Source organism: Mycobacterium sp. NGS64 (genome assembly GCF_059812245.1).
On sequence record NZ_JCALCI010000001.1, the window covers coordinates 1,686,154 to 1,706,607 of the forward strand.

General features: G+C 63.9%; 23 protein-coding genes. 16 read left to right on the forward strand and 7 right to left on the reverse strand.

From position 1 onward, the window contains the following. The first annotated feature begins 26 nt into the window (after positions 1 to 26). Genes AC5Y4S_RS08355 through AC5Y4S_RS08395 form a run of 9 tightly spaced genes read left to right on the forward strand, consistent with a single transcriptional unit; the run spans position 27 to position 8,568 of the window. Positions 27 to 1,055: an MCE family protein gene (locus AC5Y4S_RS08355; protein WP_500031942.1), complete on the forward strand. Its 1,029-nt coding sequence runs from the start codon at positions 27 to 29 to the stop codon at positions 1,053 to 1,055. After that, positions 1,052 to 2,401, forward strand: coding sequence for an MCE family protein (locus tag AC5Y4S_RS08360; RefSeq protein WP_500031944.1), 1,350 nt, complete (start codon positions 1,052 to 1,054; stop codon positions 2,399 to 2,401). The genes AC5Y4S_RS08355 and AC5Y4S_RS08360 overlap by 4 nt, the downstream gene beginning before the upstream one ends. Next, positions 2,398 to 3,693 (forward strand): MCE family protein, encoded by a 1,296-nt coding sequence (locus tag AC5Y4S_RS08365; protein WP_500031946.1) that lies wholly within the window; start codon positions 2,398 to 2,400, stop codon positions 3,691 to 3,693. The genes AC5Y4S_RS08360 and AC5Y4S_RS08365 overlap by 4 nt, the downstream gene beginning before the upstream one ends. After that, positions 3,690 to 4,826: an MCE family protein gene (locus tag AC5Y4S_RS08370; RefSeq protein ID WP_500031948.1), complete on the forward strand. Its 1,137-nt coding sequence runs from the start codon at positions 3,690 to 3,692 to the stop codon at positions 4,824 to 4,826. Before AC5Y4S_RS08365 ends, AC5Y4S_RS08370 begins: the two co-directional genes overlap by 4 nt. A gap of 1 nt (position 4,827) precedes the next feature. Next, complete coding sequence (locus tag AC5Y4S_RS08375) at positions 4,828 to 6,291, forward strand: MCE family protein (protein WP_500031951.1); 1,464 nt, start codon at positions 4,828 to 4,830, stop codon at positions 6,289 to 6,291. Beyond that, positions 6,255 to 6,842 carry an Rv1363c family protein gene (locus AC5Y4S_RS08380; protein WP_500031953.1) on the forward strand — a complete coding sequence of 196 codons (588 nt, stop codon included), beginning with the start codon at positions 6,255 to 6,257 and terminating at the stop codon, positions 6,840 to 6,842. Before AC5Y4S_RS08375 ends, AC5Y4S_RS08380 begins: the two co-directional genes overlap by 37 nt. Continuing rightward, the gene (locus tag AC5Y4S_RS08385; protein WP_500031955.1) at positions 6,839 to 7,453 is read left to right on the forward strand and encodes an Rv1363c family protein; all 615 of its coding nucleotides are present in this window, start codon (positions 6,839 to 6,841) and stop codon (positions 7,451 to 7,453) included. The genes AC5Y4S_RS08380 and AC5Y4S_RS08385 overlap by 4 nt, the downstream gene beginning before the upstream one ends. Before the next feature lie 7 nt (positions 7,454 to 7,460). After that, on the forward strand, positions 7,461 to 8,162 hold the full coding sequence (locus AC5Y4S_RS08390) for a CAP domain-containing protein (RefSeq protein ID WP_500031957.1): 702 nt from the start codon (positions 7,461 to 7,463) through the stop codon (positions 8,160 to 8,162). Between the two features lie 22 nt (positions 8,163 to 8,184). Continuing rightward, the gene (locus AC5Y4S_RS08395; protein WP_500031959.1) at positions 8,185 to 8,568 is read left to right on the forward strand and encodes a DUF732 domain-containing protein; all 384 of its coding nucleotides are present in this window, start codon (positions 8,185 to 8,187) and stop codon (positions 8,566 to 8,568) included. Between the two features lie 27 nt (positions 8,569 to 8,595). Here the strand turns inward: AC5Y4S_RS08395 and AC5Y4S_RS08400 are convergent, their stop codons facing one another. Together AC5Y4S_RS08400 and AC5Y4S_RS08405 are read right to left on the reverse strand one after the other, a co-directional pair. After that, positions 8,596 to 9,288 carry a class II aldolase/adducin family protein gene (locus AC5Y4S_RS08400; protein ID WP_500031961.1) on the reverse strand — a complete coding sequence of 231 codons (693 nt, stop codon included), beginning with the start codon at positions 9,286 to 9,288 and terminating at the stop codon, positions 8,596 to 8,598. Between the two features lies 1 nt (position 9,289). Then, positions 9,290 to 10,081 (reverse strand): IclR family transcriptional regulator, encoded by a 792-nt coding sequence (locus tag AC5Y4S_RS08405; RefSeq protein WP_500031963.1) that lies wholly within the window; start codon positions 10,079 to 10,081, stop codon positions 9,290 to 9,292. Between the two features lie 128 nt (positions 10,082 to 10,209). Here AC5Y4S_RS08405 and AC5Y4S_RS08410 point away from each other — a divergent pair, with 128 nt between their 5' ends. From AC5Y4S_RS08410 to AC5Y4S_RS08430, 5 genes are all read left to right on the forward strand, one after another. Beyond that, entirely contained in the window at positions 10,210 to 11,838 is a 1,629-nt protein-coding gene (locus AC5Y4S_RS08410; RefSeq protein WP_500031965.1) for a bifunctional 3-(3-hydroxy-phenyl)propionate/3-hydroxycinnamic acid hydroxylase, read from the forward strand. An 85-nt stretch (positions 11,839 to 11,923) separates the two neighbouring features. Then, positions 11,924 to 12,787, forward strand: a complete 864-nt coding sequence (locus AC5Y4S_RS08415; protein WP_500032203.1) for a VOC family protein — start codon at positions 11,924 to 11,926, stop codon at positions 12,785 to 12,787. Between the two features lie 3 nt (positions 12,788 to 12,790). Continuing rightward, on the forward strand, positions 12,791 to 13,615 hold the full coding sequence (locus AC5Y4S_RS08420; protein WP_500031967.1) for a fumarylacetoacetate hydrolase family protein: 825 nt from the start codon (positions 12,791 to 12,793) through the stop codon (positions 13,613 to 13,615). Between the two features lie 114 nt (positions 13,616 to 13,729). After that, on the forward strand, positions 13,730 to 13,987 hold the full coding sequence (locus AC5Y4S_RS08425; RefSeq protein ID WP_500031970.1) for a ferredoxin: 258 nt from the start codon (positions 13,730 to 13,732) through the stop codon (positions 13,985 to 13,987). A gap of 147 nt (positions 13,988 to 14,134) precedes the next feature. Further along, entirely contained in the window at positions 14,135 to 15,283 is a 1,149-nt protein-coding gene (locus AC5Y4S_RS08430; RefSeq protein WP_500031972.1) for a cytochrome P450, read from the forward strand. Between the two features lie 113 nt (positions 15,284 to 15,396). Here AC5Y4S_RS08430 and AC5Y4S_RS08435 read toward each other — a convergent pair whose 3' ends face one another. The 4 genes from AC5Y4S_RS08435 to AC5Y4S_RS08450 all read right to left on the reverse strand — a co-directional run bounded on the left by AC5Y4S_RS08435 (position 15,397) and on the right by AC5Y4S_RS08450 (position 17,409). Continuing rightward, positions 15,397 to 16,002: a mismatch-specific DNA-glycosylase gene (locus tag AC5Y4S_RS08435; protein WP_500031975.1), complete on the reverse strand. Its 606-nt coding sequence runs from the start codon at positions 16,000 to 16,002 to the stop codon at positions 15,397 to 15,399. A gap of 55 nt (positions 16,003 to 16,057) precedes the next feature. Then, the gene (locus tag AC5Y4S_RS08440) at positions 16,058 to 16,594 is read right to left on the reverse strand and encodes a hypothetical protein (protein ID WP_500031977.1); all 537 of its coding nucleotides are present in this window, start codon (positions 16,592 to 16,594) and stop codon (positions 16,058 to 16,060) included. Beyond that, the gene (locus AC5Y4S_RS08445) at positions 16,591 to 17,166 is read right to left on the reverse strand and encodes a hypothetical protein (RefSeq protein WP_500031979.1); all 576 of its coding nucleotides are present in this window, start codon (positions 17,164 to 17,166) and stop codon (positions 16,591 to 16,593) included. Before AC5Y4S_RS08445 ends, AC5Y4S_RS08440 begins: the two co-directional genes overlap by 4 nt. Before the next feature lie 87 nt (positions 17,167 to 17,253). After that, positions 17,254 to 17,409 carry a DUF6131 family protein gene (locus AC5Y4S_RS08450; protein ID WP_173817425.1) on the reverse strand — a complete coding sequence of 52 codons (156 nt, stop codon included), beginning with the start codon at positions 17,407 to 17,409 and terminating at the stop codon, positions 17,254 to 17,256. Positions 17,410 to 17,511: 102 nt separating this feature from the next. Here AC5Y4S_RS08450 and AC5Y4S_RS08455 point away from each other — a divergent pair, with 102 nt between their 5' ends. Further along, positions 17,512 to 18,162, forward strand: a complete 651-nt coding sequence (locus tag AC5Y4S_RS08455) for a LuxR C-terminal-related transcriptional regulator (protein ID WP_500031981.1) — start codon at positions 17,512 to 17,514, stop codon at positions 18,160 to 18,162. On the opposite strand, the gene AC5Y4S_RS08460 is transcribed toward AC5Y4S_RS08455, so the two are convergent. Then, positions 18,159 to 19,061: a class I SAM-dependent methyltransferase gene (locus AC5Y4S_RS08460; RefSeq protein ID WP_500031983.1), complete on the reverse strand. Its 903-nt coding sequence runs from the start codon at positions 19,059 to 19,061 to the stop codon at positions 18,159 to 18,161. The two genes, AC5Y4S_RS08455 and AC5Y4S_RS08460, sit on opposite strands and share 4 nt — an antisense overlap. Before the next feature lie 101 nt (positions 19,062 to 19,162). Here AC5Y4S_RS08460 and AC5Y4S_RS08465 point away from each other — a divergent pair, with 101 nt between their 5' ends. Then, positions 19,163 to 20,419, forward strand: a complete 1,257-nt coding sequence (locus tag AC5Y4S_RS08465) for a GNAT family N-acetyltransferase (RefSeq protein WP_500031985.1) — start codon at positions 19,163 to 19,165, stop codon at positions 20,417 to 20,419. Positions 20,420 to 20,454: the final 35 nt, after the last annotated feature.

Sequence of the window (20,454 nt, forward strand, 5' to 3'; positions counted from 1 at the left end):
GATGCGCGCGACGAAGGAACCGATCCGTGAGAGATAACCTGGCTGCGGCGACATGGCGTTTCGCCATCTTCGTCATGGTGTGCGGGCTCGCCACGTTCGGCTTGTTCATGATTTTTGCGCAGTTGCGGTTTCAATCAGAGGTCACATACAACGCCGAATTCACCAATGTGAGCGGTCTGAAGCAGGGTGACTTCGTGCGCATCGCCGGCGTGGAGGTCGGCAAGGTCAAACACATTGCGATACGCCCGGACACCGTCGTCGCGGTGGAGTTTTCCGCCGACAACACCGTGACCCTCACCGAGGGAACCAGGGCGGTCATCCGCTACGACAACGTCATCGGCAATCGCTATCTGGAACTCTTGGAAGGAGTTGGCGGGGTCAAACGGTTGAGTCGCGGTCAGACCATCCCGATCGATCGCACCGAGCCGGCGCTGGATCTCGATGCCCTGATCGGTGGGTTCCGCCCTTTGTTTCGGGCATTGGATCCGCTCCAAGTCAATGCATTGTCCGGGCAGCTGATCCAGGCGTTCCAGGGCCAAAGCGACGCCATCAGCTCCTTTCTGGCCCAGACCGCCGAGGTGACCAGCACTTTGGCCAACCGAGACGAACTAATCGGACAGGTCATACTCAACCTGAACACGATCCTGGGATCACTCGGCGACCAGAGCCAGCAGTTCGACAAAGCCGTCAGGTCGCTGGATGAGCTTGTCAAGCGACTAGCCGCGGGCAAGACGGACATCGCCAATTCGCTGGCTTACAGCAATGCCGCCGCCGGTTCGATCGCCGATCTGCTGTCACAGGCGCGCCGTCCGTTCAAAGACGTTGTCGCACAATCGCAACGGGCCAACGACATCGTGCTTGCCGATCACGACTACGTCGACAATCTGCTCAACACGCTGCCGGACGCCTACCAAGCGTTGGCGCGACAAGGCATGTATGGCGACTTCTTCACCTTCTACCTTTGCGAAGCCGTTCTCAAAGTCAATGGCAAAGGCGGTCAACCGGTCTACGTCAGACTCGCCAACCAGCCATCGGGGCGGTGCACGCCAAAATGAAGTCGTTCTCCGAGCGGAATCAAACCGTCATCGGCGTGGTGGGTATCACCGCGACTGCAGCGATCGTCCTGGCCGCACTGGAGTATGACAAGTTGCCCATCTTCACCGCGCAAAAGGCCGACTACTCCGCCTATTTCGCCGAATCGAGCGGCATCGGCCCGGGCGCGCACGTACAGGTTTCGGGCTTCCAGGTCGGCGCCATCACCAGCGTCGAACTAGACGGTCCACGTGTCCTGATCAAGTTCAATGCGGAGAAGAACGTTCGCCTCGGTGATCGCACCGAGGCGGCCATCAAAGCCAAGAGCCTGTTGGGCGCGAAAGTGCTCGAAGTCACGCCACGCGGTGACGGCCAGCTATCCGGCCCTATCCCGTTGAACCGCACGACCCCCGCTTACCAGCTACCGGACGCGCTCGGCGATCTGACCCAGACCATCCGGGGACTGGACACCGATCGGCTGGACCAGTCGCTGAACACCCTGGCCCAAACATTCAAGGACACACCCCCCAACCTCAAGGCGGCGCTCGACGGCGTCGCCCGGTTTGCCCAGACCCTCGACCAACGGGACAACCAACTTCGCAAGCTGCTCGCCAACGCCAACAAGGTGACCGGGGTGTTGGCCAAGCGCAGTGACCAAGTCGTGGAACTGATCGCCAACACCAACGCATTACTGACTGAGCTGCGGACGCAAAGTGCTGCGCTGGACCAGATCTCGGGCAGCATCTCTGCCCTCGCCAGGCAGCTGTCGGGATTCGTCAACGACAACCGCTCGCAACTGCGATCAGCCCTCGACAAGCTCAACGGCGTGCTAGCTATCGTCGACAACCGCAAAGATCGACTACAGAAGTCGCTGAAACTACTCAACGCATACTCGCTGTCGCTTGGCGAGACGGTTTCCTCCGGACCATTCTTCAAGGCCTACGTCGTCAACTTGCTGCCTGGCCAGTTCCTGCAGCCGTTTGTCGACGTGGCGTTCAAGGACCTGGGCTTGGACCCCAACACGTTGTTGCCTTCGCAGCGCACCGACCCGCAGATCGGGCAGCCGGGCACACCCCCGTTGCCCGTGCCGTTTCCCCGCACCGGCCAGGGCGGAGAGCCCAATCTCCGGTTGCCCGACGCGATCACGGGTAATCCCGGGGATCACCCGTGCCCGCTGCCCGGGCCGGGCTGTTATCCCTATCGTGAGCCGTCGCCGGCGCCGCCGCCCGGGGGCCCGCCACCCGGCCCCCCGGCGATCGCGCCACCGGATCTGGCCTCCGTCCCAGAACCCACTCCGTCACCGGTCTACGCGCCGGCGCCCGCTGAGGTGCCGCCGCCCGGTCAGACGCCGCCGAGGGGACAACGGTGAGATCACGTGGCGCCCGAATCGCACTGGCCGTCACCCTGTCGGCGACTCTGGCGGCGGGACTCGTCCTCGTCTGGTCGCTGCCGAGGTTCAACCGAACCCACGTGGTCGCCTACTTCGACAACAGCAATGGCATATTCGTCGGCGACGACGTCGTGATCCTCGGCGTCAAGGTCGGCCAAATCGCGAACATCGAACCGCAGCCCGACCGCGCCAAGATCAGCTTTTGGCTGGACAGCAAATACCCGGTTCCCGCCGACGTCAACGCGGTCATCCTCTCGCCGAAACTGATCACCTCCCGGGCGATCCAACTGACGCCGGCCTATACCGGCGGTCCCCGACTCGCCGATGGCGCCGTCATATCCCAAAGCCATACGGCGGTGCCGGTGGAGTTCGACGACTTGCGCCAACAGTTGGAGAAGTTGACGGAAAGCCTGCAGCCGACACAACCCGGTGGGGTCAGCCCGCTGGGTGCCTTCATCGACACAACGGCCGACAACCTTCGGGGACAGGGCTCCCGGATCCGCGACACCATCGTCAAACTGTCACAATCGGTTTCGGCGTTCGGCGACCACAGCAACGACACGTTTTCGACCGTCAAGAACCTCTCGACGCTCGTGTCCGCACTCCACGACAGCGCTGACCTGATGCGTCAGCTCAACACCAATTTGGCCGCGGTAACGGCGCTTTTCGCCAATGATCCCGATGAGGTGGCCAGCGCGGTCAGCGACTTCAACACCGCGGTCGATGACGTCAAGGGATTCCTGGCGGATAACCGCGATGCACTGGGAGCCACGTCCGACAAGTTGGCGAGCATCTCACAGGCCCTCACCGACAGTCTCGACGACGTCAAGCAGACGCTGCATGCTCTTCCGAACGTGGTGGGCAACTTCGTCAACATCTATGACCCGGCGCAGGGATCCATCACCGGCATCCTGGCCATCAACAACTTCGCCAATCCGATCTCGTTCCTGTGCGGGGCAATTCAAGCCGCGTCGCGGCTCAACAACGAGCAGTCGGCCAAGCTCTGCGTGCAATACCTGGCACCGATCATCAAGAATCGGCAATACAACTTCCTCCCGTTGGGATTGAACCCGTTCGTCACCGCGCAAGCTCGACCCAACGAGATCACCTACAGCGAGGACTGGCTGCGGCCGGACCACCGGCCTGACCCGCCGCCCGCCTCGCCCGAGCCGGCGCCGGCGGCTCAGGTGCCGGCGGCTGAAGCACCGACACCCACCAATCCCGCCGACGGCCTGCCCGGCCTCATGGTTCCGCCAGGGGGCAGTCAATGACGAAGCGCGTCGTGCGTGTAAGCGCATTGCTGCTGTTGATTACCGTGACCGCGGCGACGCCGGGATGCGGGTGGCGCGGCGTGAACTCGCTGTCCCTCCCGGGCACTCAAGGGCAGGGGCCGGGGTCCTACCAGGTGCAGGCCCAGATGCCGAATGTAGCCAACATCCAGCCCAATTCACGGGTCCGGGTCGGCGATGTCACCGTCGGCACCGTTACCAAAATCGAGCGACAGGGCTGGCACGCCTTGATCACGATGAGGATCAACGGCGACGTCGACCTGCCCGCCAATGCCACCGTGAAATTGGGGCAGACCAGCGTTCTCGGCACCGTTCACGTCGAGCTGGCCGCGCCCACTGACGCCCCGCCGCAAGGGAAATTGCGGAACGGGTCGCTGATCGCACTGGCGCGCGCCGGCGCCTACCCGACCACCGAGCAAACGCTGTCGGTGGCCGCGATGTTCCTCAATGGGGGAGGGCTGGGCCAAGTCCAAGACATCACCAAGGCGTTCAGCACCGCGTTCGGTGGCCGAGAAGAAGACCTGCGCATCCTGATTCGGCGCGTCGACCAGTTCGTCGGGCAGTTGAATCAACAAAAGGACGACATCCTTACGGCGACCGACCGGATCAACAACCTGGCGAGCCAGTTCGCCGCACAGCAGCCGGTCATCGACAATGGCTTACGGACGATCCCGGATGCGTTGGCTGTGCTCAAGGATCAACGGGAAAATCTTGTCGCGGCCTTCGACCGGCTCGGCAAGTTCAGCGCACTGGCGGCCGATTCCGCGAACAAGACCAAAGCCGCCTTCGTGCAGGAACTGCGCGATCTCGGTCCCGTGTTGGAGTCGTTGGCCAACGCCGGGCCCGCATTGACCAGATCGCTCAGCCTGCTGCCCACCTTCCCGTGGCCAAAGGAGGACATCGACAAGGTCTTCCGGGGAGACGCGGCCAACATCACCATGATCATCGACTTGACGTTGAGCCGGCTCGACACGGCACTTTTCACCGGTACCCGCTGGGAAGGGAACCTCACCCAACTCGAAATGCAATGGGGCCGCACGATCGGTCAACTACCCAGTCCGGTCACCGCCGGCAACCCGTTGGTGGTTCCTTACCACCGGGATCAGGGGCCGTGAGATGAATCTGAATCGGCGCATCAAGCTTCAACTCGCCCTGTTCGCGGTCATCGCCGTTACTGCGGGTGCGGTGATGGTCCTTCGCTATATCAACGCTCCGGCCATGCTTTTCGGAGTCGGACGCTACACCGTCACCCTGGAACTTCCCCGCGCCGCCGGCCTGTATCCCAGCGCGAACGTGTCCTATCGCGGGACGGAAGTCGGACATGTCGAGAAGGTGGAGCTGACCGACGGCGGCGTACGGGCGGTGCTTTCGCTCAGATCGGACATCAAGGTCCCCGCAAACCTGCGCGCGGAGGTGCACAGCCAGAGCGCTCTAGGCGAACAGTATGTCAGTTTGCTGCCGCACGGCGGTGGCCCGTCGCTGAGAGACGGCGATGTGATACCGGCGACGGCGGCTTCCGTCCCACCGGATATCGATTCGCTGTTGGATGCCACCAACCGGGGATTGGCGGCCATACCGCGAGACAACCTCAAGACCACAATCGACGAAAGTTACACCGCCGTGGGAGGTTTGGGTCCCGAACTCGCACGACTGGTCGGCGGCTCTACCCAGCTGGCGATCGACGCCGACAAGAACCTTGACCCGTTGACGACTCTGATCGACCGGTCGGCGCCCGTGCTCGAGTCGCAGGCCGACACCGGCGACGCGATCCGTGCGTGGGCCGCGCACCTGGCCACGATTACGGGCCAACTCCGTTCCAGCGACGCGTCGCTGGCCGGAGTCCTCCATAATGGCGGGGCGGCCGCCGATCAAGCGCGCCAACTGTTCCAGCGGCTGCAGCCCACCCTGCCGGTGCTGCTCGCGAACCTGGTCAGCGTCGGTGACGTTGCCGTCACCTACCAGCCGGCGCTCGAGCAATTGCTGGTGCTGTTTCCCCAAGCAGTTGCCAACGTGCAGGGCATGATGGTCGCCAACCGCAACACCAAACAGGATTACAAGGGCTTGTTTTTGGACTTCAAGCTCAACCTCAACCTTCCGCCGGTGTGCAACACCGGTTTCCTGCCACCTCAGCAGCAACGGATCCCGTCGTTCGAGGACCACCCGAACCGGGCCCCCGGTGACCTGTACTGCCGGGTCCCGCAGGATTCACCGTTCAATGTCCGTGGGGCGCGCAACTATCCATGCCTGACGGTTCCGGGCAAGCGGGCTCCCACCGTCAAGATGTGTGAGAGCAACGAGCAGTACGTGCCGCTCAACGATGGCTACAACTGGAAGGGCGACCCCAACGCCACCCTGTCCGGTCAAGACGTTCCCCAGTTGCCGCCCGGATCGCCGCCTCCTGCGCAGAACGCCCCGCCTGCCGCCGCACTGCCGCCGCCAATCGCGGCGGCCGAATATGACCCGGCGACCGGCACGTACGTGGGGCCGGACGGGCGTCTCTATACGCAGTCGGACCTTTCCCAAACTGCCCCGAAGGAGCGAACATGGCAGTCAATGTTGATACCGCCGACAAAAAACTAGAAGGACCGGCCGACGCCGATGGCCCTGAGGCACAGGACATTGGCGGTGACGTCGGCGTTGGCAGGGCGCATCGGGTCGCCAGGACAGCGCTGTGCGCCTCGCTGGCGATGGTCGTCGCGTTCGCCGGGTTGATCGGCTGGCTGAGCTACCGCGCGTATCAGTCACACCAGGACCAGTCACAGCGCAATCTCTTTCTGCAGATTGCTCGACAGGGTGCATTGAACCTGACGACGATCAACTACACGCAGGCCGAGGCCGATGTCCAGCGCATCGTCGATTCGGCGACCGGAACATTCCGCGACGACTTCACCAGAAGATCGCAGCCGTTCATCGACGTCGTCAAACAAGCGCAGTCCAAGTCACAGGGCGTAATCACCGATGCCGCGGTGGAATCCGCCGACAGCAATTCTGCTCAGGTTCTCGTGGCGGTGAACGTGAACACCTCGATCGCCGGCGTCGCCGAACCGCAGCCGCGTGCTTGGCGGATGAGAATCGCCGTTCAAAAGGTCGGCGACGGCGCCAAGGTGTCCAACGTGGAGTTCGTGGCATGACCCCGACTGAAGTGACCGGCCTGGTCGAGAAGGTCGCTGAGCCAGACCCCGCCGATGACTTGGAAGTTCCACCTGATCCAGCAGAAGATGCCAATGCGCCTGGGCGCCAAGATGTCCGGCGCGCGAGAATCCAATGGCGCCGCGTGCTCGCGTTCGGGATCCTGCCCAGCTTGGCGCTGGTCTTGGCCATGGCCGCGGGTTACCTGAAATGGTATGACTCGTCGGCTCGCGACTCGCGTCTTGCCGCCGTTGAATCGGTGCGGGCCGCAAGCGAAGGCGCCGTCGCCATGCTGTCCTATCGACCGGACACCGTTGACAAAGACCTGGGTTCGGCGCGAGACCGGCTGACCGGAGCGCTCAAGGACTCCTACAGTTCGCTGACTCACGACGTGGTGATTCCTGGCAGCAAGCAAAAGAAGATCTCGGCAACGGCCAGTGTGCCGGCGGCCGCGTCCGTCTCGGCTTCACCCAGTCACGCCGTCGTGCTGATGTTTGTCGATCAGACCATCGTGATGGGCAGCGATCCGCCCTCCAACACTGCCTCCCGGGTAAGAGCGGCACTTGACAAGGTGAATGGCCGGTGGTTGATCTCCTCGTTCGACCCGATCTGAGCCCAGCATGTTGAGCCTTCCGTATATCCGAATTCCGAAGCCGCTCGCGGTGATTGGTGTGGCCGCCCTCGTCGGTGTCCCCACCGCGCACGCTGACGGTGACAACAACACGCTGGTATTGAACAATAAGCGGCTCAACGACGGTGTTGTCTCCAACGTCTACACCGTCCAGCACCAAGCGGGTTGCACGAACGACGTCACGATCAACCCGCAACTTCAGCTTGCCGCCCAATGGCACACCCACGATCTGATGGTCAACCGCGGCCTCGACGGCGATATCGGCTCAGACGGATCCACACCTGAAAAGCGCGCCGAGGCGGCAGGATTCCGCGGACCGGTGGCCGAGACGGTGGCCACCAACCCGGCGTTGGCAATCAGCGGCATAGAGGTGATCAACCAGTGGTACTACAACCCTGCCTATAAGGCCATTATGGCCAATTGCGCCAACAGCCAAATCGGCGTGTGGTCCGAGAACAGCCCCGACCGTACCGTACTCGTGGCCGTGTACGGCCAGCCGCAGCAACCGCCGAAAGCGTCCGGGATCCCGGCAAATACAACGGTGTTGGCCGGCCCGCCTACCGGATCACCCGATATCCCGCCCGACCCCAGTCCCGACTACGACGCCAGTGACGAACTGGAATTCGGTACCAACTGGTTTGCCTGGATCCTGCGGGGTGTCTACCCCCCGCCCGGTTATCCGCCCAACTAGTCAGAAACATCGCTGACTCATCATGAGAGCCCTACCGATCACGAGACACTGCTCGGCTGCCGTCTCGCTGCTCGCCTGGGTGGCCGCCGCCGGCGCTGCGGTGATGCCGGCGCCGCGGGCGTATGCCGCCCCGGCACCCGAGGTGGAGTATCTGTACAACGTGACGGCACGTCGGCACTACGGATTCCCCGACAACGACGCGCTCGGTTATGGCCATGGAATCTGCGCCAACGTGGCTCGGGGCGAGAGCTACGGTCAAGTAATGGCCGAAGTGAAGCGCGACGTGACGCCTAACGACGAGTTCGCGGCCAATTATTTGGTGTCCTATGCAGTAAATCTGCTTTGCCCTGGCGAGATCTGGCAGCTGCGTAACTCGGCGGCCCACTATCAGCCGCCCGCGGGGTAGTCGCGGATCACGTTCCGCAACTTGACATCACGTCGCGCGACCCGACCGGCGCACGAGGTATTGCCACCCGGCGTTGAATTGCGTGTGATTCCATGCCTGATCGCGTTTGAAATGAGTTTCCTTCTCGTCTGACCACTGCTGCGGCCCGCCGGCGGCCGTGGCCAGCAACTCCGTGCGACATGCGCTTTCCAGCAAGACAGACAGCATCACGGCTGTCGCTGCGTCGGGGCCTACGGTGACCGAACCATGATTCGGAATCAATATCGCACAGGCGTCGCCCAACGTTTTCGCCAGTGATCTTCCTAACTCGGGAGTGGCGATGAGGGCACCGGTTTCGGTGAACCGGGGGATCTGGGGGTAGGCGAACGGGACGCCGTCGTGCGAAATCGGATGCAGATCGCGCCCGAGTGACGAGAAGGCGTTCACCGCGGGGGAATGGGTGTGCACGACGCAGCCTACGTCGCTTCGCGCATCCATGATCTGGGTATGAATATGGAATTCGAGATGTCGCCGGCCCTCGCCCGACAACACGCTGCCGATGGAATCCACGAGAACGACTTTCGCGGCGTCGATCTCCTCGAACGCCCAGCCGGAGGCCTTCATCCAGACGCCACGGCCCGCGGGGTCACGAATCGATGCGTGCCCCCATACCATGTCACTCAACCCGGCGACTGCCAAGGCAGCACTGGCAGCCACGACGGTTTCGACGGGATCGTCCATCTCAAATATCGGCGACGGATAGTTGTTCCGAAATGGTTGCGGCAGTGGCTTTTACCGCCAGTTTCAACGGTTTAATCGCGGTGCGCGGTATCCGCGAGGCCAGCGCTGCGACGCTGACCGCCGCGATGACGCCGCCGCGGGCACTGTATATGGGAGCTGCCACGCCGAGGATTTCCTCGTCGAGCTCGCCTTGGGAAATCGCCGCCCCCTCCTTGCGGATCTGCGCCAAGCGCGCTTGTAACTGCACCGGGTCGGTAAGGGTCTTGGCGGTAAATCGTTCCAGGGGCGCGGCGCTAAGCACGCTGGCCACCTCGTCCGGGGGTGCCCACGCGAGCAGTACCTCTGCGGCGGCACCAGCGTTGATCGGTAGCACGTGACCACGTTCGTAGGACAACCGGACGGGACGCGGGGCTTCCACAAGTTCTAAGCAGACGACGTAGCGACCCGAACGCCGGGTCAGCAGCGCCGTTTCGCCGACGGCGGACACCAATGACCGCATCGCCGGCACCGCGATGTCGCCCAGGCTTGTCCCGGCGCGCGCCAGCCTGGCAAGCTCGAAAATGCGTGGGCCCAAACGGAACCCAACTGCGGCCTCCTCCACGAAACCGGCGTTGACAAGACTTTGCATGTACCGGTAACCCGTCGAGCGTGCCACACCGATTCGGTCGGCAATTTCTGCCCCGGTCCACACCAGCTTCTTTTCGTTGAACAAAAGCAAGATGTCCAGCGCCCGGTCGGCCGTGGAATTTCGATCGCGGTAGCGAGACGTCGTAGGCGCCGGTGGTCCTGGCATACAGGACATAGTACCTGAAAAAGAGGAGACTTGAAACGTCACGCCATGAGGCGCAGGGGCACGCCATGTGTCCTGATATACAGGATTAATATTTCGCTCTACGAGCGGCCCGCTATTAGGCTGCATGCGTGCCGGATGGAAAAGGGATCGTCGCGCCGAGCCCGGAGCCCGGAGCGCTCGATGTTGTGGTGTGCGGTGCCGGTCCGGTGGGGCTAACCGCCGCGGCACTGCTGGCACGACGCGGACTGAAGGTGGCGGTGCTCGAGAAGAACGAAGCGACCAGCGACGAACCAAAGGCCATCAGCATCGATGATGAGGCCTTGCGGGTATTCCAGCAGGCCGGGATCGTCGACGCCGTGCTGGACATCGTTGTTCCTGGCACCGGAACCCGGTATTACGACAGCGCCGGCTCGCCTTTGTTCCACGCCCGCGCCGCCTGGCCCCTGCGATTTGGCTATCCGTTCAAAAACCCCTTCGCCCAACCAGATCTGGAGAAGGTCCTCGTCAGGACTCTGACCGCCTTGCCGAACGTGGCCCTGCGCTTTGGCACGGAAGTGACCGCCGTCGAGCAGACCGCGAACGGAGCGCGGGTGTGCGCCTCGCGTGGGGCGCAACGGCACTATTTCCCTGCCACCTACGTATTCGGCTGTGACGGTGGCAGATCTGCGATACGCCAGATGCACGGCGTGACGATGAGCGGACGCTCTCACAGTGAAGTGTGGTTGGTTGTCGACACCGTCGGGGACACGCATACGGAGCGTTACGCGATGCACCATGGCGATCCTCTCCGGCCACACGTCATTGTCCCGGGCCTGAATGGACGATGCCGCTATGAATTCCGGCTTTTCGACGGGGAGGGGGACACCGGGGTCGACCCGCCATTCGAACTCATCCGCCACCTCGTCTCGCGCTATCGGGCACTTGAGCCAGAGCATGTCGAGCGCGCAGTCAACTACCGGTTCAATGCCCTCGTCGCCAACCGGTGGATGATCGGTCGCTCTTTTCTGCTCGGAGACGCCGCGCACATGATGCCACCGTTCGCAGGCCAGGGCCTGAACTCCGGCATCCGGGACGCCGCCAACCTCGCCTGGAAGGTCGCCGATGTGATCGACGGCCGGTTGGACGAGGGTGTGCTGGACAGCTACGAACGTGAACGGCGTCCACATGCGGCTGCAACGGTCCGGCTATCGGAGCAGCTGGGTCGGATTGTCATGACGACGTCGAAGCGCATGGCGCAACGCCGCGATTCACTCGTCAGAATGGCCGTGGGCACCTCCGAGGGTCGTAATTACCTCGAGCACATGCGCTATCGGCCACCGCAGCACTACACCGAAGGCCTGATTATCGGCGCCGATCGCGCTGACCTTGTCGGTGTCCCCGTTGGCCAGCCGTTGGTATTCGACTCGGCCGCCCACCGCTTGGGGCGCCTCGACGACATTCTCGGCGATGGGTGGGCCATCCTGGCAGTCGACTTACTCGACGGCGAGTGGAGTGGACTAGACCATGTCATCCGTGCGTTCGACGTCACTACGGCGGCCGTAACCACCCGAGATACATTGCCGCACAGCACCCGTCGGGTGCTTATCGACGTCGACGGCGGCCTGCAACGTGAACTGAGTGATTACACGGGACGCTTCGTGCTCTTGCGACCCGACAGATTCGTCGCGGCCGCTTGGCTTCCACCTGCCTCACCGGAGATCAGCGCCCAGCTGCTGCGGTGGAGCGCTCACAACGCTGCGGTACCCGCCGCGATCTAGGACAAGAAGGGCTCTCTCGATGGACAAGCCAGATCGGGTCGTTCTACAGGAACGCGACGCCGCAGGACTGCTGCGCCACACTGCGGTGTCGCACATAGGTTTCAGCGTTCCCGACGTTGCCGCCGCCGCTGACTTCTACGGCCGGATCCTCGGGCTGGTCGTGCACGAGGATCTGCCGGACGGCGGGTTAAGACTGGGCTGGGGCTGCGGACACCATGTAATCGAATTGGTTTCGGGTGAACCCGCCCTCAGGCACTACGGGTTCGAGGTCCGAGACGACCATGGGGTAGAGGGAATCGCCAAAAGGCTTAACGCGGCAGGTCACCGGGTCAAGGATCTGTCTGAGGCCTACATCGACAGCTCGATCGGATCGCCAATCGGCATCGCGGTGCCCGATCCGGACGGCACACCGGTCCACTTCCACAGCGCCGTTGAACGCCAGGGTGAGAACGCCGCCGACACCGGGCGACGGCCGATCAAGTATCAGCACACGACCCTGGGTACCGCCGATATCGGCGCAATGGTGGCCTTCTTCGTCGGCTGCGTCGGATTTCGGATATCGGACCAGCTTGAGGACGGCAGATTCGTCTGGCTGCGAAGCAACCGCGACCACCACACTCTGGCCGCGGTCAACGTCGGTCGCAGGGGAGTGCTCGATCACTACTCTTATGACCTTGCCGAATGGGAGGACTTCAAGGCGTGGTGTGACCGCCTGACCGATGCTGGCGTCGACGTCACCTGGGGACCCGGCCGACACGGGCCTGGAAACAACCTTTTCATCTTCTTTGATGACCCCGCCGGCACTCACGTCGAATTGTCGGCGGAGATGGAGAAATTCCATGACGACCGCGTCACTTACGTTCCCCGGCAATGGAAACCGATACCCAACTCCGTCAACCTTTGGGGCGGCCAACTGCCCAAGTGGCGCAAAACCAGTCAGGAGAAGTGAGTCATGGCTTACGCGACATACCTACACGATGGCCAGAGCCGGGTCGGGGAGGTTCGTGGCACGCACCTGGTCCCGCTGACCGGCGTAGCAGAACTGGGAGCAACGACCACGCCCGAGGTTCTAGCAGATGCGGCGCGGGACGAGTCTTCGCTCGTGGCGATCAGCGACGCCGTGTTTCGACCCGTCGTTCCCAGCCCTTCTAAAGTTTTCTGCGTCGGCCTGAACTACCGCGACCACGTCTTGGAAACCAAACGCGAACTGCCCAGCTATCCAGTGCTATTCCCGAAATATGCGTCGAGCCTGATCGGCGCTCACGACGACATCGCCCTGCCTGCGGAGTCCACCCAGGTTGACTACGAAGGCGAGATGGCGATCGTGATAGGCCGAGCTGGGAGACGTATCCAGCGATCGGATGCATTGGCCCATGTCCTCGGATACACGATCGCCAACGATGTCACGATGCGCGACTTTCAGTACAAGACGCACCAGTGGATGCAGGGCAAGGTGTGGGACGCGTCCACGCCGATCGGGCCCTACCTCGTCACTCCTCATGAGATTGACATCGAGCAAGCGGGTATCCGCACCGTTCTCAACGGCGAGCAAATGCAGGAATCCGAGCTGTCGCAACTGATTTTTGACGTGCCTGAACTCATCGCCACGATCTCCACCTTCTGTGCCTTGCGGCCGGGCGATGTGATTCTGACCGGAACCCCCGGCGGTGTCGGTTACCGGCGCGACCCCCAGGTGTTCCTCAAAGAAGGTGACCGGATCTCGGTTGAGATCGACGGAATCGGTGCCGTCTCAAACCTGGTGCGGCGATTCGAGTAGTCCTGTCATACAGGACAATGCACTTGACATGCAGGTTAGCCGTTTTAACGTTGACCGCAGGTGCCAGCCAAATCACATAGGCGCGAAACCGGCTTGGGCCACAGAAGGAGACGCATGAGTGTCCAGGGACCATTTCGGTTGAGCGTCGACCGGTCCAGGTGCGAAGGCCACGGCATGTGTGAGCAGGCGGCGCCCAACTTAATTCGGCTGAATGAGGATGCCGAGCCGGTGTTCGACCAAGGCAACCTTTCGTCGGCGGACAGACCGATGGCCGACGCGGCGGTGCGTTGCTGCCCAGTCGCCGCACTGAGCATTTACGAGGTTGAGAAAGGTGAAACGGCACGGGACGACGCGCCGGTGCCCCACAGATGACGTCAGTTACGGCGACTCCATCAGCCGTGCGCGCCTCCTCGCACAAAGTCCCCTCAATATCCGGATTCGACCACGTCCACCCCCGCAAGTTGCAATAGACCGAAGGACGCTCTGATGACCCAAACCAACACAATCCCGCGATCCGACGTGGACCTGTTCTGCAACGAGGTGATGGACGACCCATATCCCGTGTTTCGCGAGCTGCGTGACGCCGGGCCGGTTGTTTATCTGGACCGGCTCGATGTGTGGGCCATAACGCGCTATGCGGAGGCGCGCCGGGTTCTCGGTGACTGGCAGTTCTTTTCGTCGGCCGACCTCGCTCTCAACGAGCAGTTCAACGCCTACATCGGCGACGGAATCATCCGCTCGGCCCCGCCCCTGCACGATCAACAGCGCGATGTCCTGGCGTCGCGGCTATCGCCACGCGCTGTTCGTGAGCTTCAGCCGAAGATCGAAAGGCGCGCAACGGAAATCGTTTCAGCGTTGGCCGAGGCCGGTTCCTTCGACGCGGTTGCGCACCTCGCGAGGACATTTCCCCTCGAGATCGTCGCCGACCTCATCGGACTACCTCGCCAGGGCCGTGAGCGTCTCCTCGAGCTGGTGGACGCAAATTTCAACTGCTTTGGTCCCGACAACGACCGCACCCGCGAATCCGGTCCGAAGCTGGCCGAATTGGCACAGTACGTGATGGCCAACGCCACCAAGGAGACGCTCGCCAAAGACAGCATGGGCGCGGCGGTCTACGAAGCCGTCGAGGCGGGGTGGGTGCCGGCCGACGCCGCACCTTGGCTGGTGATGGCCTACGTGACCGCAGGAATTGACACGACGGTGCACGCCATCGGCCACACCTTGTGGCTGTTCGCGAAGCATCGCGACCAGTGGCAGGCGTTGCGGGCCGACCCTGCACTCGTTCCGGGGGCCTTCCGGGAGGTTTTGCGCTACGAGTCGCCGGTCCAGGTGTTCGGTCGCACGGCAACCGATGAGTGGATCGTCAACGGCACCACTGTGCCGGCCGGTTCGCGGCTTGCGGTCTTGTTTGGCTGCGCCAACCGTGATGAGCGCAAGTGGAAAGACGCCGACCGGTTCGACATCCATCGGGACAACATCGACCAACTGGCCTTCGGCTACGGTCTGCACGCGTGCGCCGGTCAGGCACTCGCAAGGATCGAGGGAGAAGCGATTCTTCGAGCGCTCATCGACACCGTCAGCGACATCGAATGCGACGAGCCGGTGCGTCACTACAACAACGTTCTGCGCGGCCTGGAGTCGTTATCCGTCAAAGTCAGCAGGGCCTGATCGCTCTGTTGGTTCACTAACTCCGCAGGGTGGTGTCCTGGGGGAGCGTGGGCCTCTTCGCCGACTACACGGACCAGCTGTTGCGCCTCGCCGACACCCGCACCGTCGGCGCCTCATTGGCCACGCTCACCTAACCGGATGCCGGCGGCGCGGGCGGCCTCGCCGTAGGCGGCCGCGAGGCTCGGCAGCGACGCGTGTGCGTTGCGCCCGCTCGGATTGGGGAGCACCCACAGCTCGGTTCCGGGGTAAGGCGACACTTGGATGCCGGTCCTGGCCAGGTGGTCGCCGAACGCGTCGCGGTAGGCGGTGACCCCCAGGACGGCGACAACCCGGGGCGAGTACTGTCGGACGGTTTTGTCCAGCCTGTTCCTGCCCTCGATGAACTCCGCGACCGTGAGCTCGTCCGCGCTCGCGGTCGCCCGCTCGACGAGGCTGGTGATGCCGATTCCGAGGTCCAACAGATACTTGCGGTCGGCGGGTGTAAACCCGGCCGAGGCGTCGATCAGATGATCGGTGACGCCGGCGCGGAACAGCGCCGGCCAGAACCGATTTCCCCGGGGAGCAAAATGGGCTTGCACGGCAACGCTTCTCAGGCCCGGGTTGATCCCCACGAACAGCAGCCGGACCCGGTCGGATATCAAGTCCGGCAGGGTTTCACCGGCGAACCGCTTCAGCTGCTCACGGGTGAACGGGGCCTTGTCGTGCGGGGCGTCATCCACAACGCAGTATTGCAGCGCCTGCGCCGACAGGTCACATTGCAGTGCGCACCGCCGCTCAGACCGCGAGCAACCGCTCGAAGAATTCGCGGTAGTGCATCAGCGCCACCCGCAGGTCTTCGGTGGAAGCTTCCTCGCCGCGAGCCCACTGTTCTTCGAGCCTGGAGCGGGCGTGCGCGAAGCCGCTGGTGAGCTGGTCGACCAGATCCGAGACCAGCACGTCGGCCTTCTGCACGCAGTCCCTGGGATCGTCGACGAACGCCGCTTGCACACCCGCCCACCGCGCCCGCAGGTCCGCGAGTTCGTCGTCGGCGAAGAGGTTTTCCTCCGCTGAGGACTCACGCGGCGCCTCGGATGTGTGGGTAACGCCCGCGGCGGTTTCGCGGCCGCGTCCCGCCTCGGCGTCGGCATTCGGGGATCCGCCCGACATCCCCGACGGCGTGCCGGTCGACGGTGGTGGTGACGGTTGCGTCGAAGCCGTCGTCGGGTCGTTCGACACCGGCGACGCCGAGCCCTGGCTCGCCGATGGTGTTGGGGCGCTGGAGGGTTCGTCGAACGTCCGAGTCGTCTCGGTCGGGTGCTCGTGCGTGGTCATGCGCTTCTCTCCCTTGATGTGTCGTTGTCTGCTGTCTCCGCGAGCAACCTCTCAAACAGCGCCCGGTAGTGGACGAAGGCCTCCCGCTGCTGCTCGGTGCTCACATCACCGCGCTGCTGCGCGAGGTGAATGCCATGCGCGGCGCGGTAGTCGTCGACGATTTGCGGGTGGTCGACCGAGATGTCGGCGGCCCGCTGATCGAAATCATCAATCGGATAACCCCGTTCGCACATGACCTCCGTTACCAGACGATCGGCGACGCCGACTGCCGTCGCCGGATCGTCGACGAACGTGGTCTGCACCTGCTGCCAGCGGACGTTGAAATCCGATCGGGCCGCCGGCTTCAGGGGAACGATGTTGAGTTTCTCTCGCTTTCGTTCCCGGGCGATCAGTTCCTTCTCGGCGGCCTGTTTGCCTCCGGCCCGCGACACCAGGCGCTCGTATTCCGAGCCATAGTGCTGCCTGAGTCGCTGCGATTTCCGACGTCGGTTCCCCACGGTCGCCGCGACAACCACCACGGCGACCACGACGACGACACAGGCAGCGATCAAAATCCATTGCCAGATGGGCATTTCGCGCTCCTCTCGTACTCATGTCGAATAACCCGGGCGCCGCCGGGGCAAACGCGATTCCGCGGCGGACCCTGGCCGTAGGTGTCGCTAGAAGTAGTGCCGGCGGCCGGCGACGGCGTGTCCGGTATGACCGACGATCGCCAGGATGGCGCCGATGACCAGCAGGATGATTCCGATGGTCCACAGGATGGAAATCTTGAGCAGGAATCCCGCGACGAGCAGGACGATGCCGAGAATGATCATGACGAAACCTCTCTTTATGAAGGTGTTTCCCCCGACGCTGACTCCAGTCGACCACCCCTAAGGGTGGTAGCAATACACCCCTAGGTAGGTAATGTTCGGGGTGTGCCCATCACGGTTGCGCTCGTCGACGACTATGACGTCGTCGTCAAGGGCGTGGCCAACATGCTCGACCCCTACCGCGACCGCGTCGTGATCGCGGAGCTCGACTCCACCATGCCCGTCGAGGACGCCGTCGACATCGTCCTGTACGACTCGTTTGCCCAGCCGGAATCCGACCACGAGGAAATCGCCGTCCTGGTGGCCAATCCCCGGGCGCACCGAGTTGTGGTCTACACCTGGAACTTTCATCCGGATCTCGTCGAGAGCGCGCGGCGACAGGGCGCGCACGGGTACCTGTCCAAGACGCTGCCCGCGCGCGAGCTGGTCGCCGCGCTGGAGGCCGTGCATTCCGGCGAGGAGGTCATCAGCGACGTGGCCTTGCGCGCCCGCAGCGCACCCGGCCTGGACTGGCCCGGCCGCGGCGAGGGGCTCAGCGACCGGGAGGCGGAGATTCTGGCGCTGATCACTCAGGGAAAGAGCAATGCCGACGTCGCGCGGTTGACCTACCTGAGCCCCAACACCGTGAAGTCCTACATTCGGACGATCTACCGCAAGCTAGGCGTCGCCAGCCGCACCCAGGCGGTGCTGTGGGGTGTCGACCACGGGTTCACGCCGGATCATCACCGCATCGAGCATTGGCGCGGCGGGCCCTAGGCCAGGGTCGCCGTCAGGTAGCCCGAGTTGCGGCCGAAGGGGCTCAGCTCGTCGTTGGGCAGCTCGAACCCGTGGTCGGCATAGCACTGCTCGGTGGTGCGGATGTCCACCCGCCAACCGTGCCCGGCGAGGTATTCCGCGGCGGTGTTGCGCTCGCCGGTGTAAAACAACTCGGCCAGGTTGATGTTGGAGCCGATGCGGCGCGACCGCTCGGTCAGCCGTTGCGCCCAGTCCGAGGGGACGTTGCGCATGTCCAGGTGTTCGGTCGCGATCCGGCTGCCCGGCGCCGAGAGCGCGGCGATGTTGTCGAACAGGCGGTCCTGGGCGTCGGGCGGCAGGTAGGGGAGCAGGCCCTCGGCGCTCCACGCCGTCGGCCGCGCGGTGTCCAGCCCGGCCGCCACCAGCGCCGACGGCCAGTCGTCGCGCAGGTCGATGGCGACGGTGCGGCGCTGCGCGGCCGGTTCGGCGCCCAGGCCGGCCAGGGTGCGCGTCTTGAAGTCGATGACCGCGGGTTGGTCGATCTCGTACACCACCGTGTCGGCCGGCCAGTTCAGCCGGTAGGCCCGGGTGTCCAGGCCGGACGCCAGGATGACGGCCTGCCTGATGCCCGAGCCGGTCGCCTGGGTGAAGAAGTCGTCGAAGAAGCGGGTGCGCACGGCGATCTGCTCTTTCATGGTCCGCCGGCTCAGCACCGGATCGTCCTCCGCGGGCCCGATCTCGCCGTCGATCAGCTTGACGAAGGTGTCGATGCCGACCGCCCGCACGAGCGGGTCCGCCCACGGGTCGTTGAGCAGCGGATCCGGGCCCTGGGACGCCATGGCGCGCGATGCGGCGACGGCCGTCGCGGTCGCGCCGACGCTGGACGCCAGATCCCAGGAGTCGTTTTCGGTGCGGGTCATCCGCGAACCTCTTTCCACGCAGTCGTTACTTAGGCCATTTAAGGGATACTTCCCCACTGTACCCGGCGCGGTGGAGTCGGCCACGTTTCCGAGGCCAAGGCATGGGTACCGATACAGCGGTGAACACCTCGAACGACGACATCAGGATCAGATTCGCGACCGACGACGAATTGCCGGCGGTCTACGCCAATCAGGCTCAGGCGTACGGAGTTTCGGTCGACCCGGCCGACGTCGAGGCGTGGCGGCGCCGGGTCCGGTGCGACGACATCCTGGTGGCCGAGGACGTCTCCGATCCGCAGCGGCCACTGCTGGTGGGGACGTCGCTGTACTACCGGTTGCGGCTCACGGTGCCCGGCGGCGCCAGCCTCGAGGCCGCGTGGTTGGCCATGATCGCGGTGGCGGCGACGCATCAGGGCAGGGGAATCTGGCAGCAGATCAGCATCCAGGGCTTCGGCATCCTGCAGGAGCGGGGCTATCCCATCCTCTGCGGGGTTCCCACCCAGCCAACGGTTTACGAGATACTGGGTGCCGGGGTTGCCAGCCACGCCCGGACGTACAACATCGAGCCACGCTTCACCGAGTTGCGGACTAAACCGGTTGAGAATCGGGCGCGGGTGGTCGACGCTTCCGGGGTGGGGGAGCACCTGGCCGCGGTCTACGACCGGTGGTGTGACGGCACCCCCGGGGCGCTGAGCCGCGACGCCGCCTGGTGGGCCGATTATTTGGAGGACCGGCCCACGCAGCGGGACAACGGGTCGACCCTCAATTTTGTGGTTCATCCCGACGGCTTCCTGACGTACCGGGTGATCGGAGCCTCGCCGCACGCGTATCGCCGTCCTTTCGGCACCCTCGTCGTCCAAGACTTCTGCGCCGTCACCGACGAAGCGCACGACGAGCTGCTCGGGACGCTGGTGAGCCTGAAGATGTTCGACGACATCATCATCGAGGTGCCGGTCGACGATCCACTGCCACTCAAGCTCAAGGACCAGCTTGCCGCCCAAACGACGCGCGTGAGCGACTTCCTGTGGATGCGGATCATGAACGTGCCCGACGCGCTCGGCGCCCGCACCTACTGGGCCGACGCCGATGTGGTCCTGGAAGTCACGGATCCGCTGTCGGTGGCCGGAGGGCGATTCCGGCTGCAGACCCGCGACGGCGTCGGGACGTGCACGCCGCACGACGGGCCGGCCGACGTGAAACTTGGGCTGGGTGACCTGGCATCGATCTACATGGGCGCTCATCGCCCTTGGGAACTGCACCGGGCGAGCCGCATCACCGAACTGCGCGACGGCGCGCTGGGGGATCTGGATGCCGCCTTCAACACCCGGCGGGTGCCTTATTGCGGCACTCTGTTTTGAGAAGGCGAGCAGACGCAAAAGCCCCCAAACACCGC